Below are 14,158 nucleotides of genomic sequence, written 5' to 3'. Positions count from 1 at the left end.
TTTATTCAACGCCGCAATTCACTTACATTCACTTAGCATTTTTATTGCAATTACGGGCCGCACTATGGAATGGCTGAACATCCTGATCGTTGAAGACGAAACGCCGCTGGCGGAGATGCACGCGGAGTTTATCCGCCAGAACGGCGGCTGCCGCCAGATTTGGCTGGCCGGCACCCTGGCGCAGGCGCGCGCCATGACCGAGCGTTTCAAGCCGGACCTGATCCTGCTGGACAACTTTCTGCCCGACGGCCAGGGCATCACCCTGCTGCGCGAACTGACGCTGAGCGGGTATCGCGGCGGCATCGTGTTCATCACCGCCGCCAGCGACATGGCCACCGTGGCCGAGGCGTTGCGTTACGGCGTGTTCGACTACCTGATCAAACCGCTGGCCTATGACCGGCTGAGCCAGACCCTGCAGCGCTTCAGCCAGCGCCGCGAAGCGCTGAAGGACAAAGCGCGCCTCAACCAGCGCCGCATCGACGAGATGTTCAACACCTACGCCCGCAGCGAACAGCAGGCGGCGTTGCCCGCCGGCATCGACGAACTGACGCTGGGCAAGATCCGCGCGCTGTTCGCCGAACCCGCCGCGCGCCACACCGCTGAAAGCGTTGCGCAAGAAATGGGGCTCAGCCGCACCACCGCGCGCCGTTACCTGGAGTTTTGCACCGCCGCGCAGCAGCTGCGCGCCGAGATCATTTACGGCAAAGTGGGCCGCCCACAGCGGATCTATCGCGCCGGCGAACCGCATTAACGGTTATTTGATCGCCCTTGCAAGGTTGCGTGTAACCGCTTTACTTTTTGCGCATCGGTCAGCATCTTGGTGAGCATCACCTGCCAACTGGACGATCGCCGATGCCTGCTGCGCCCCTTGCTTCCCTGACCGAGATCCTCGCCCGCCGTGACTGGCAAAACCCGGCCTGCACCCATTACCGCCGGCTGGATGCCCACCCACCGTTCGCCAGCTGGCGCACGGTGGAAGACGCGCGCGACGATACCCCCAGCGCCAGCCGCAGGTCGCTGAACGGCGAGTGGCACTTCAGCTATTTCCCGCGCCCAGAAGCGGCGCCGGAAGGCTGGCTACAGCAGGATCTGCCGGACGCCGCCCCGCTGGCGGTGCCGGGCAACTGGCAGCTCGCCGGCTACGATTCGCCGATCTACACCAACGTGCGCTACCCGTTCCCGGTCGATCCGCCGCGCGTGCCGGAAGACAACCCCACCGGCTGCTACTCGCGTACCTTCAGCGTCGATCCGGCCTGGCTGGCCGCCGGCCAGACGCGCATCATCTTCGACGGCGTCAACTCGGCGTTCTATTTGTGGTGCAACGGCCACTGGGTCGGCTATTCGCAGGACAGCCGCCTGCCGGCGGAGTTCGATCTCAGCCCGTGGCTGCAGCCGGGAGAAAACCGGTTGGCGGTGATGGTGCTGCGCTGGTGCGACGGCAGCTATCTCGAAGATCAGGACATGTGGCGCATGAGCGGCATCTTCCGCGACGTCAGCCTGCTGCACAAACCCGCCGCGCACCTGAGCGATGTGCGCATCACCACCCCGCTGCATGACAGCTTTACCCGCGGCGAACTGGTGGTGACGGCGCGCGCCAGCCGGCCCGGCCCGCTGCAGGTGCAGGTGCAGGTTCAGCTGTGGCGCGATGGCGCGCGGGTGGCCGAACGCACCCAGCCGCTCGGCAGCGAGATCGTGGACGAGCGCGGCGCCTATGACGATCGCGTCACGCTGCGCCTGCCGGTGGAACGCCCGGCGCTGTGGAGCGCCGAAACGCCCGCGCTGTATCGCGCCACCGTCGCCCTGCTCTCACCCGAGGGGGAGATTATCGAAGTAGAAGCCTATGATGTCGGCTTCCGCCAGGTAGAAATCAGCGGCGGGTTGCTGAAGCTCAACGGGCAGCCGCTGCTGATCCGCGGCGTTAACCGCCACGAGCATCATCCGCGCCACGGCCAGGTGATGGACGAGGCGACGATGCGTCACGATATCCTGCTGATGAAGCAGCACAACTTCAACGCGGTGCGCTGCTCGCACTATCCCAACCACCCGCTGTGGTACCGGCTGTGCGACCGCTATGGGCTTTACGTGGTAGACGAAGCCAATATCGAGACCCACGGCATGCAGCCGATGAACCGCCTGGCTGACGATCCGCTGTGGCTGCCGGCGATGAGCGAGCGCGTCACCCGCATGGTGCAGCGCGATCGCAACCACCCCTGCATCATTATCTGGTCGCTGGGCAACGAGTCCGGCCACGGCGTGAACCACGACGCGCTGTACCGCTGGGTGAAAAGCCAGGATCCGACCCGCCCGGTGCAATATGAAGGCGGCGGCGCCGACACCGCCGCCACCGACATCATCTGCCCGATGTATGCGCGGGTGGATCAGGATCAGCCGTTCCCGGCGGTGCCCAAATGGGCGATCGGCAAGTGGATCGGTCTGCCGGAGGAACAGCGGCCGCTGATCCTGTGCGAATACGCCCATGCGATGGGTAACAGCCTCGGCGGCTTTGAGCGCTACTGGCGCGCGTTCCACCATTATCCGCGCCTACAGGGCGGCTTTGTCTGGGACTGGGTCGATCAGGCGCTGATTAAGCGCGACGCCCAGGGAAAAGAGTACTGGGCCTACGGCGGCGACTTCGGCGATACCCCCAACGATCGCCAGTTCTGCCTGAACGGGCTGGTGTTCGCGGATCGCACCCCGCACCCGGCGCTGTTCGAAGCGCAGCGGGCGCAGCAGCTGTTCCGCTTTGCCTTCGACGCCGCCTCGCTGACGCTGACCGTCACCAGCGATTACCTGTTCCGCCACACCGACAACGAGCAGCTCAACTGGCGGCTGGAACTGGACGGCGTGGAGCGCGCCAGCGGCAGCCTCGATCTGGCGCTGCCGCCGCAGGGCAGCGCTAGCTTCACCCTGCTCGATCGCCTGCCGATGCTGCACCAGCCCGGCGAGCTGTGGCTGAACGTGGAGGTGGTGCAACCGCAGGCCACCGACTGGTCCGAAGCGCACCACCGTTGCGCCTGGGATCAGTGGCGGGTGCCGCGCGCGCTGCATCCCGCACCGCCGCCGCCGCAGGGCGTGCCGCCCACGCTGATTGAAGACGATCAGGGGCTGACCCTCACCCACGGCGACCAGCGCTGGCGCTTCGAGCGCAGCAGCGGCCACCTGACGCAGTGGTGGCAGAATGAGCAGCCGCAGCTGCTGACGCCGCTGCGCGACGGTTTTGCGCGCGCGCCGATCGATAACGACATCGGCGTCAGCGAAGCGCACCATATCGATCCCAACGCCTGGGTCGAACGCTGGAAGCTGGCGGGCCTGTACCGGCTGGAGGAACGCTGCACGCGGCTGCAGGCCGATGCGCTCCAGAGCGGCGTGCAGGTGGTGAGCGAACACCAGTTCGGCGTGGACGGGCAGATTTTGCTGATCAGCCGCAAACAGTGGCTGTTCGACGCGCTGGGCGCGGTGAGCGTAAACGTGGAGGTCGAGGTGGCCGACACCCTTCCGCCGCCGGCGCGCATCGGCCTGCACTGCCAACTGGCGGCGGTGCAACCGCAGGCGGAATGGCTGGGCCTGGGCCCGCACGAGAACTACCCGGATCGCCGCCTGGCCGCGCAGCACGGGCTTTGGCGCCTGCCGCTGGCGGATCTGCACACGCCGTATATTTTCCCCGGCGAGAACGGCCTGCGCTGCGACACCCGCAGCCTGCGCTACGGCGGCTGGCGCATCGACGGCCGCTTCCACTTCTCGCTCAGCCGCTACGGCCTGCAACAGCTGATGGCCTGCAGCCACCAGCATCTGCTGCAGCCGGAAGCAGGCACCTGGCTGCATCTGGACGGCTTCCACATGGGGGTCGGCGGCGACGATTCCTGGAGCCCGAGCGTGCACCGGGATTACCTGCTGACCGCCGGCGTTTACCGCTATCAGCTGCGCCTGCAGCGGGCGCCCGAGAGCTAAATCTGCCAAAAAACTCAACGGGTTGCGCATTCTGTAAGCAAACAGTCACAGAATGTGTAATCCGCCTTTGACATGCCGACGGCGCCTCGCTATTATTCGCCCCGTTCAAACGATTCCTCTGTAGTTCAGTCGGTAGAACGGCGGACTGTTAATCCGTATGTCACTGGTTCGAGTCCAGTCAGAGGAGCCAAATTTAAGAAACCAGATACCTCAGGGCATCTGGTTTTTTTCTTTGCCGGCGTGTTGTCGGTTTCCCTCAGGTACTCCGCCGTTTCCGGTTCGCACGACGCGCGTTCTTTCATTGCGGCATCCTGGCACCGCCACTCTCATGCTCCGCGCTTTTATTCTACACCTTGATAGGTGACATTTTTCAGCTCCAGTTCCGATAATGGATAGTGGCAAAGAATATCCGCCGCGGCATGCACCACATGACGCGTCGTTTTTGCCGGATATAAACGGCGCTGCAACCCCCGGGCGATCACCTCTTCAGGGTGAAGATCAAATTCGTCGCGCCATGAACTCAGCTCTACTTGTGAATAGTCCAGCAAAAGACAAGGCACCCGCCTCAGCGAATGGCGCCTCGCAAACTCTCGGCGATGATGCCCATCCATGATAATCAAAGAGGTTCGTTCAACTAAAATGGGCTTAAGCCAACGCCCCTCACGAATAATATCCTGCTCGACCTGTATTACCCGCTCCTCAATAAACTCTTCTGTCGGTAAAAGCCGTTGCGGATCCAATAACACCACGTTGAAAGAATCCATATTTTTCTTAGCGTCCAGAATATTAGCCATGATATTTTCTCTGTCATCCTATAAACGACCAATGGCCTCTGCCAATGCGAGAGCAGCCAAGGAATAAAAAAAAGACCATAAGAGAATTAAAACCCGTGTTGCTCTTTGACGATTAACCTCACGATTTCGCAGGTCCCTTTGCGGTAGACGAAATGCCAATCGCTCACGGATTTATCCTTTTGCAGAGAAGCTCCTCAATAAGAGAAGCTCTCTGCAATATTGAAGGCGCTACGGTTTATGCCTCAACCTGCACCCTTTTTCCCAGGGCTAAACGCGCCACAAGGATATTGGCGACCTGCTCAGCCTGCGTCTTTATAAAATAATGCCCCCCTTCCGCAAGCCGCTCCACGCTCAACTGAGGGCTCACCTGCTTCCAGTTTTCAACGATATTTTGCCAATCCTGCGTTAAAGGATCGTCATCCGCCAACAGACACAACACTGGGAGAGGTGCTGCGTCGCTGTCGGACACGCGCTCTTGCCACACTTTCTTCAAGGACACATTGCCGCCAATCGCATCGTTACGATAGGCAGCAGCCAATCGAGGCGTGACTTCAGCTTGCCCTTTCATGTCCAGCGCCAATCCCGTGACACTCTCCAGCCAATGGACGATCTCAGCATCGGTCATCTGCCGCGTTTCTTCCATCTGCCGCTCCAGTACCTCGATGGGGCGCAATAGCTTGCCGGACACCACCAACTGATCGACACCTATTCCGAACTGCGGCGCCTGGCGAATGAATTCCGCGCCGGCCCCAGTCCCCGAGCAGTGCCCCCATACGCTGACTCGCGTAATACCGCGTTGCTGCAGCGCCTTGAGACTTCGGCTGACCAGTTCGGACAACGCAACGACCCCTTCACGGCGAGACAGATCGTTACCCGGAGGCTCTACGCCGTATACCGTAGTCTGCGTGAGCCGATACAATGCATTGGCCACATTTTGGAAGTTAACAGCATTACCGCCGGCATAACTGAAGCAAACCAGAACCGATTCGCGCTTCTCCGGGGTTAACGCCTGCAGCACATTATCCGTGGTGCTTGCCTGTGCGTTCGCCAACCTATCCAGGGTGCGCAAGGCAAAGATATCCGCCAGAGAAAAACGCCCTGCTGAACGGATGGCGGCCGACATGGCGAGCAGGGAATTCCCGCCGAGCGCAAAGAAATCGCTGTTCCGACCGATGCTTTCTACCGGCACGTTCAGGACATCAGCCCAGAGTGACGCCAACGCGTTTTCGGCGTCGCCTGCCGGCGCTTGCCACTGTTCGGCGTCAGAGACGCTCAGCGTCGACGCAAGAAAACGCAGCTGATTTTTGTCCACTTTACCTGCGGCATTCAGCGGTATTTGATGACAGTGGAACAACCGATCCGGCAACATGAATGCCGGCAGCAACTCGGCAACCTGACGCCTGATGGCGGCCACATCGTCATCGCCCTGAACAAAGCCGATCAAGCGTTCCCTGTTGTCGCGCACGTCCAATACAACGGCGGCATTGAGCACGCCGGCCACGGATTGTAACGCGTTTTCTATTTCGCCGATTTCAATGCGCATGCCGCGAATTTTAACCTGCTCGTCTTTACGCCCCAGATAAGCCAGGGTGCCATCCGTGCGCCATTTCCCGATATCACCGGTGCGGTACAGCCTGCCAGTCGACCATGCGCCTAACGGATGGGCAAAATCAAAGGCCTGAGCCGTTTTCTCCCGGCTGTTGATGTAACCCCGGCCAATACCGATGCCCGTCACACAGATTTCTCCCACGCTGCCAAAGGGTACCGCCTGCCCCTGATTATTCAGTATATGAATCCACATGTTCTGAACAGGTTTGCCAATCGGCACAATGGCATCGCCCGGTGGCGCAGTAAAAACGTGATGGGTAATGTCATCGGAGGCTTCGGTTGGCCCGTAGGCGTTGATCAGCTTTATCTCCGGGTACAGCGCAAACCACCGCATGACAAGTTCGTGCTTCAAAGCCTCACCGGTCAGCAGCAATACGCGCAACGGTGCCAAATCGCACGGAGTTTGCTCCAGATACTCCAGCAGAATGGCGAAATAAGAGGGAACGACCTCCAGAATGGTCACGCCGTCCTGCTTAAGCCGTTGACAGAAAACGGCGGGGTCAAGCTGCTTCTGTTTGCCGTACACGACGGTACTCGCCTGAGTATATAGCCCCGTTAACGCTTGCCAGACGGAGATATCGAAAGTAACCGGCGCTGTCTGAGCCAAAACATCCGCAGCGTTCATGCCCAGATCCTGAATCTTAGCCAGCATATGATTCAACATTCCGCGATGCTCCAGCAACGCACCTTTGGGTTTGCCCGTCGAACCGGATGTGAACAGCACATACGCTAACTCCTGCGCGGCCGGCAGCCGTAATTCCGCCGCCTGCTCTGACGCAGGATAATCACCATAGCAAACCAGATTGATCGGCGCCCCTAACCGGGCAATGATCCCTGACAGCCTCTGCGTTTGTTCCGCATCACAGACGACCTGCGTGACCTGCCCCTCGTTCAGCAGCTCCAGGAGGCGAGCATCAGGGTTATCCAAATCAAGCGGCATGTAGACGTTGCCAGAAGCCATGATGGCCGCCATTGCCACGATCCACTCCACGCTTCGCGGCAAACTCACAGCGATAACCTGCTGCCGCTGCTGGCCGCCAACGCCGGCCAAATGCAGGGCCAAAGTCCGACACTGCTGCGCAAACTGCGAATAATTCAGCGCGTGTTTCTCATCTTGTAACGCCGGCTTATCCGCACACTCTTCGGCTTGCGCCAAAATGCGTTGAATCATGCCCTCTTCAGGCAGCGGCCGCTGCTCGCCCTGCCCAATCTGCTGTAGCAAAAGCGCCTCTTCCGCCGACATCAGCATGCAGCTCAAATAGGCTTGCTGCGGTTGCGAAGCAATAGCCTGCAACGCCCCGGCATAATAGGCAGCGATGCGTTCAATGTGCTCCGCATCATACTCATTGCTGTGGTAATGCAAACTCAGTTGAACCTGGTCAGTGTAAGCATTTTGCGAGAACTCAGCGCGCAACACGAACTCGGTCTCTGCACGCACGCGGACATCCAACGTTTGCATGCCTGGCAGGCTTTGCAATTCTTTCAGCATATGGAAGTGGGTAAAGTTAAACACTGACTCAAACAGCGTTTCCGTCGTATTGACGATTTGCTTCATCTCCGCCATCGGATAGCGGCGATGAGGCAGGAACTCCGCTTCTTGCCGATGAACTCGCAGAATGAGCGCCTCCCAACTTTCCGCTTCCGTCAACGTCGTGCGGAAGGGTATCGAGTTCAGGAAGAGGCCAATAGCCTGATCCACCCCCTCCTCTTCAGGACGGCCACTGTGTTCATAACCGGTAATCACATTTTCAGTGTTGGCGATAAAGCTAAGCACGCGCAAATGTGCGGCCATCAAGACATTCTTCAACGGCACATTCAGACGCGCCGCCACTTCTCGCAGTCCGTGGGAAAGCGATGAAGAAATAGCGATATCATGATATTCGATGGTGGGAATGTCGTGGTTTTTGACGCGTAAACGCGGCAGCGGCATCGGCTCATAGCCGCTAAGCTGTTGCTGCCAGAAATGGCGATGCGTCTCATTGCTGCGCGCAGCTTGCTCCAAAGAGACATATTTGCGCAGGAAATCATCGTGAAATACCTTGGCGGGCCGTCCCCCTTCCCTGTATTGGTGGTAATAACGCAATAGCTTGGTGTGGAAAAGGTTAATACTCCAGCCATCCAACGCAGAATCATGGAAGCTTAATACATAGCGGAAAGACTCATCTGAAAGAATGACGACATGGATGCGGATTAATCCCGGCTGTTCCCAGTTGAATTGATAATGGCTTTCTTCCTCAAGGAACGACTCAAACGCCGCCTCTTGCTCCCGGCGCCCCATCTGCCGCCAGTCTTTAATAAACAGCGGCAGCGGCACCGCCGCGTGAACCATTTGCACAAATTGGCTGAAGCCTTGCAAATGATAACTGGTGCGCAATATCGGGTGTTCTTGCAACATCTGCGTCACGGCCTGCGTGAATGCCCCGGCATTAAAGGCGCCCGACAACGGGTAAACCTGAATGTCATGGTACCAGGAAGCGCCTTTTTGCAGTTCGCTTTGGAAAATTAAACCCGCCTGCAACATCGACAACGGGTAAGCATCGTCAATATTTGCCGGTAACCTCTGCCGCTCTTCCTCAGACAACAGACTAAACGGCTGATATTCCTCAGTGCTTTTACCCTTCACCGCACTGATTTCCGGGATGATTGCGGCGATCGTCGGGTAGCTGAACATGGTTTGGAAACTGATTTCCATGCCAATTTTGCGCGCCCGACTGATCACGCTCAAAGAGGTGATCGAATCGCCCCCCAGACTAAAGAAACTGTCATGGATGCCAACGCTGTCCAGCCCCAGCACCTGACACCAAATTGACGCGAGTTGCCGCTCACTTTCTGTTTGCGGCAATATCCGCTCTGCGGCCGAGGCGCGTTTGAGCGGATTAGGTAACTGCGCACGATCCAGCTTTCCATTCGGCGTCAACGGGAAGTGGCTCATCACCACCAACCACGGCGGCACCATAAACTCCGGAAGATTGGCGCTTAAATACTCCCGCAACTCAGCCTCCCGATATCCTTCGCCGGGTAAGAGATACGCAGCGAGATATTTACTGCCGTCTTCACGCATCAGGGCGATGACACGAACATCGCGCACGGGCTTGTACCGCAGTATAGCGGTTTCGATTTCGCCCAGTTCAATCCGATAACCGCGGATTTTTACCTGGAAATCTATGCGCCCCAAATATTCAATCTCGCCATCCGCCAACCAACGCACCAGATCGCCGGAACGATAAACGCGTCTCCCCAGCGGGGCTGGAAGCTGGCAAAACTTCTCCGTTGTTAGCTCCTCACGATTCCAATAGCCACGCGCCAGGTTAACACCGCTGATGCACAGCTCTCCCGCCACCCCCAAAGGGACAGGCTGATTATTCTTATCCAATATTAAAATACCGGTATTCTGGATCGGTTTACCGATGGGTACGGAAGCGCGAGATTCATCGGCCCGACACGCATAATAGGTCACGTCCACGGTCGCTTCCGTGGGGCCATAAAGGTTGATCAGACGGCAGTCATTCCACGGCGCAACCAAGGCAAAAAATCGTGCGGATTGGTGTAGCGTCAACGCCTCGCCACTGGTGAAAACCGTTCTCAGCGACTGGGTAAGTTCCGCCTCGCCTTCTCCCGCTTCAATTGCATTGAGAAAAGCATCCAGCATTGACGGCACGAAATGCAAATGGGTGATTTTATCGCGAGCGATGCTCGCCAGCAGCGCGGAAGGATCCTTTTCTCCGCCGGGCGCCAACAGAGAGACCGTCGCGCCGCTCAGCGCCCACCAAAAGAGTTCCCATACCGATACGTCAAAAGAAATGGGTGTCTTCTGCAAGATCACATCCCCTGGCCCCAGCGGATATTGATTCTGCATCCATTCTATTCGGTTAAAGACCGAGCAATGCTCAATCATTACCCCTTTAGGGTTACCTGTCGAACCGGAGGTATAGATCATATAGGCTAACGCCTTGGCATCACCGCTCACTGCCGGATTGCCGGCGTCACCCTCAAGGACAGAGAAATCCGCAATGCATAACGCATTGTCCCGAGCCTCATGACGCTCATTCACCAGAACGAACTTCGCCTGGCTGTCTTCAATAATATAGTGACGGCGATTATCCGGATAGTTGGGATCAACGGGCACGTAGACGGCGCCGGCCTTCAATACACCATATATGGCCGCGATCATCTCGGCGCTGCGCGGCAGCATGATCGCAATCTTATCCCCTTCCGACACGCCACGGCGAATGAGGTTGTTGGCAATAATGTTGGCTTGCTCATTAAGCTGCCGGTAATTCCAGCGGACGCCATCGGCAATCAACGCCACGCGTTGTGCATCCCGGTTTGCCCAGTGCTCCAGCCAATGTTCCAAACGCGCCGTAGCGGTATAGGGCACCGTGTCCCCTTGGGAAAAATGCATCACGCGCCGCAATTCTTGTTCATCGGCAATCGGGATTTGAGCAAGGGCAGTGCCGGGGCTGGCCGTTATGGCCGCAAGCAACGCGAGCAGATTATTGAGAATAGATTCACGGTAAGTGGCAGGATAAAGCTGCGTATCGGCAATCAGACGAACCGTCGCATTGTCGTTAAGGCAAAAGTCGATCAGAAGCGCGCGTTCAAACCGCTCGACGGCATGACCGTCATGGGTACGAACGCTAAGTTGCAGCGCGAACATGTTTTGCGAGCTATCTGCTGGTAATGCAGCCTGAATCGCGCTAAAGCGGGTGGCGCCGCACGCCAAGACCGCCAACATTTTTTGCCTTTGACTGACAATCAGCTCGGCGCCGCTTTTATCATCCTCAAATAACGGCGACAGCAAAACGAAATCGTTTGCCTTTTCGTCATCAGGCCGCTGTAAAGAATAGCCGATGGCCAAAGGATAATCCGATGGGTTGTAATAATGAACTAAATGCGTTAAGGCAACGGAAATAACCGCGCTAATATTCACCAGGTCGCCATTGGTGATTTTCATTAAACGCGCCAATGTCTCTTCGGACAGTGTTTTTTCACAGACCCCATTATCGGCGGGATAACCAGGCATTACCGGAAACTTTGCAGGATGCCAGGTGTTTGAGAAAGACGCCTGATAATGTTTCATAACGGAGATATTAAATTCATCAGAACTGCTGTATGTATTCATCACTCACCTAAGAATTAGATACCAAAGTTAAACTCAGCCACATTCAAATCGACACAGGGAGACGTATTAGCCACATCTATAACAAGAAGCTGCTGCAAAGTATGACAGCTTTCGGCGTGAGCAATATTGCTCATGATGGATTGATAATGAGAGAGAAAACCGCTTACCATTTTTGGCGAGAATCGCTCTGGCGCGTACTCCCATTGAATGTCATATCCTTGTTCACCCAAATCAAATATCTGGATTACCGTGCCGAACTGCGCCATCTTCTTGGCCTGATGAAAGGATCTAAAGCGCCCGCCAAAAATCTCTATTTTTTGATAATCAATATTTTGAAAGGCAAATAATGCATCTAACGGTGACGGTGAGTCGTCACCCTTTTGCAATGCGCCGACTTGCCGGGCAAAGGGATAATGCTGATGTTCCAAAATGGCTGCGGTCCGCTCCGCCAAACCACTCAACGCCTCCTGCAGTGAAGTCTCTGCATTGAAGTTCACGGGAAGCAGCAGCGTATTGACGAACATGCCGAAAGTGTCGTAGTACTCCGGCTCGGTACGGCCGGACGCCACTAAGCCAACACAGCTGTTCCAGGCGCCCGTCACTTCACTTTGCAGCAGAGACCAACCCAATAAAAACAGCGTAAATGCGGTAACCTGATGTTGCTCCGCTTTTTGACGAATATCCGCCGCGAGCAAGGCATCGATTGGCGCTTGCTGAATCCCATAGCCCATCGTATGAGACGCTTGCCGCATGCCCGGCCAGCGCGGACGGAGGTTTTTCTCACCCAGGCAGTCATGCCAGAATGCCGCCGCATCAGAGAACTTCGCCTGATAAATTGCCGTTTCCGTCCAGCGGCTAAAATCAAAGATGGTTTTCGCGGTGCCTTCAAACGATTTCTGATACAGAGCCGCTTTCAGCCGACGAATGAAATGTCCTATTGATAGCCCATCGGCAATGATATGACTGAAATCCAGCATGACCTGAGTTACATCGCCATCGAACGGTACGACAGCCGCTCTAAGCAGACAATCCTTGCTTAAATCGAAAGGCTGAACAAACTGCTGTGCAGCCTGTTGTTGATTGTCGTAGACAATCAACGGAATCGTTTCTGCTTCGTAATAGCGAAATAAAAATTCACCATCGAGATCATAATAATGAGTGAAGATCGCCGGGAAGCATTTCACAACCTTTTGTAACGCCTGTTGCACCACCAGCGGTGAGAGCGCGATAGGCAGTTCAGCAATAACAGGAATGTTATAAGCCGTCGTGTTCGGCCGCCGGAATGTCTCAAGATAGACCATCTTCTGTCCGTCAGTTTGACGGTACACATCTCGTGTATTTATCACCTCTTTTTCTGCTTCACGTTCAACCGTCTGAGCCGGCAAGTACGCCATCAGGCCAGCGAAATTCTCCAACTGAAGGATCGACTTAACGGAAAATTTCATCGACCAAAGCTGATAAAGGCGGGAAGCTAATGCAGCAGCCATAATAGAATCCCCCCCGAGATGGATGAGGTTCTCCTTCAGCACAACATCCGCCGCCGCATGAGGAAATAATTCAGTCAACAATGACCGCAATGCCGATTCTGTCGCCGCCATATGACCTCCTTATCCTATGAATTGAGAAAGTAAGAAATAAACCGCATAACCACTTGCGATCACAGCAAAAAAATTCTTCACTTTGCTGGATATAAGTAAAGTAATCAATATCGCAACCAGTGCATAATTAGTAAAAGAAATGTCCAGCTTAGCGGTTGTCGGGTTAACCAAAACACCACTGGCAATAATCACGGTTAAAATTGCGGGAGGCAACAGCTCGAGTGCATCCTTGACGACATTCGGTAGCGAAATATAATTTGCGAAAATAAACGCGACGCTCCTGACGGCAAATACCGTGACACCCATGAGTAAAATAACCTGCATGACATGGCTCACTTTGCATCCTCCGCTGAAGGACGCTGTCTTACCTTCCTTTGGCTGATTATCATTTCGCTTACTTTAACTACAACGACCGCCACCACACAGGAAATCAGAATCGCAAGATTATAGGGTGCCTGATATGTCAAGATATAAGTCGCCAAGGCAACCAGGGAAACGTAAATATTTCTGCCCACTCTCAAGTATGGCGCCAGCATGGCCACAAAGGTGGCATAGGTAATAAACTCCAGACCGTACTGCGCCGCGTAATGCGCTAAGGTATCCCCCAGAAACAGTCCAATTGCCGTGCCGATGATCCAGTTAAAGTAAAAGATCAGTACACACGCCATAAAATACGTGTTTTTTTCCGACTGCGTTCCCGGCTCATTAAAACGCTCCTTCGCCATCACAAATACCGCATCAATCAAACCGAATGCCAACATGATGCGATAGGCTACGGGTATCGACCTCACTTCATCGATCAAAGAAATGGAGTAGAGGAAGAAACGTAGGCTGAGCAGCAGTGTGGTCAGCAGCGCAACAGCCAGGCTGGTATGTGAAACGATCAGCTGCAACCCCACAAACTGGGCTGCGCCTGAGTAGATAAAGCCGGACATGACCAGCCCATCAATGACCGTAAGCCCCCCGGCAATGACCAAGGCGCCAAACACAATCCCCGAAAGCGTCGCGGATATCAGGAAAGGGGACGATCGCTTAAAGGCGAGCCGCCACTCTTTCTTTTTCGAACCCACCATCATCTCACCTCTTTC

At 56.1% G+C, this 14,158-nt stretch carries 7 protein-coding genes and 1 tRNA gene; 3 read left to right on the top strand and 5 right to left on the bottom strand.

The annotated features are described in order from the left end of the window. The first annotated feature begins 64 nt into the window (after positions 1 to 64). The 3 genes from dpiA to M6G53_RS02215 all read left to right on the top strand — a co-directional run bounded on the left by dpiA (position 65) and on the right by M6G53_RS02215 (position 4,138). Positions 65 to 751, top strand: coding sequence for a two-component response regulator DpiA (gene dpiA / locus M6G53_RS02225; RefSeq protein WP_253328574.1), 687 nt, complete (start codon positions 65 to 67; stop codon positions 749 to 751). 101 nt (positions 752 to 852) lie between these two features. Next, a complete protein-coding gene (locus M6G53_RS02220; protein ID WP_253328573.1) occupies positions 853 to 3,948 on the top strand; it encodes a beta-galactosidase in 3,096 nt (1,031 codons plus the stop codon). Between the two features lie 114 nt (positions 3,949 to 4,062). Continuing rightward, positions 4,063 to 4,138: transfer RNA gene (locus M6G53_RS02215), tRNA-Asn, on the top strand. Positions 4,139 to 4,289: 151 nt separating this feature from the next. Here the strand turns inward: M6G53_RS02215 and M6G53_RS02210 are convergent. The 5 genes from M6G53_RS02210 to M6G53_RS02190 all read right to left on the bottom strand — a co-directional run bounded on the left by M6G53_RS02210 (position 4,290) and on the right by M6G53_RS02190 (position 14,146). After that, on the bottom strand, positions 4,290 to 4,742 hold the full coding sequence (locus tag M6G53_RS02210) for a ParB N-terminal domain-containing protein (protein ID WP_148874384.1): 453 nt from the start codon (positions 4,740 to 4,742) through the stop codon (positions 4,290 to 4,292). Positions 4,743 to 4,977: 235 nt separating this feature from the next. Next, positions 4,978 to 11,472: a non-ribosomal peptide synthetase gene (locus M6G53_RS02205; protein WP_253328572.1), complete on the bottom strand. Its 6,495-nt coding sequence runs from the start codon at positions 11,470 to 11,472 to the stop codon at positions 4,978 to 4,980. 14 nt (positions 11,473 to 11,486) lie between these two features. Next, positions 11,487 to 13,070, bottom strand: coding sequence for a condensation domain-containing protein (locus M6G53_RS02200; RefSeq protein WP_253328571.1), 1,584 nt, complete (start codon positions 13,068 to 13,070; stop codon positions 11,487 to 11,489). A 9-nt stretch (positions 13,071 to 13,079) separates the two neighbouring features. Further along, positions 13,080 to 13,406 carry an AzlD domain-containing protein gene (locus M6G53_RS02195; protein WP_038877975.1) on the bottom strand — a complete coding sequence of 109 codons (327 nt, stop codon included), beginning with the start codon at positions 13,404 to 13,406 and terminating at the stop codon, positions 13,080 to 13,082. After that, positions 13,403 to 14,146, bottom strand: coding sequence for an AzlC family ABC transporter permease (locus tag M6G53_RS02190; RefSeq protein WP_038877973.1), 744 nt, complete (start codon positions 14,144 to 14,146; stop codon positions 13,403 to 13,405). Before M6G53_RS02190 ends, M6G53_RS02195 begins: the two co-directional genes overlap by 4 nt. Positions 14,147 to 14,158: the final 12 nt, after the last annotated feature.

The sequence above is a fragment of the Serratia nevei genome, from assembly GCF_024160145.1.
Taxonomy (GTDB): Bacteria; Pseudomonadota; Gammaproteobacteria; order Enterobacterales; family Enterobacteriaceae; genus Serratia; species Serratia nevei_A.
Note: the sequence above shows the minus strand (reverse complement) of the source record. Positions and strands in the feature narration are given on the sequence as shown.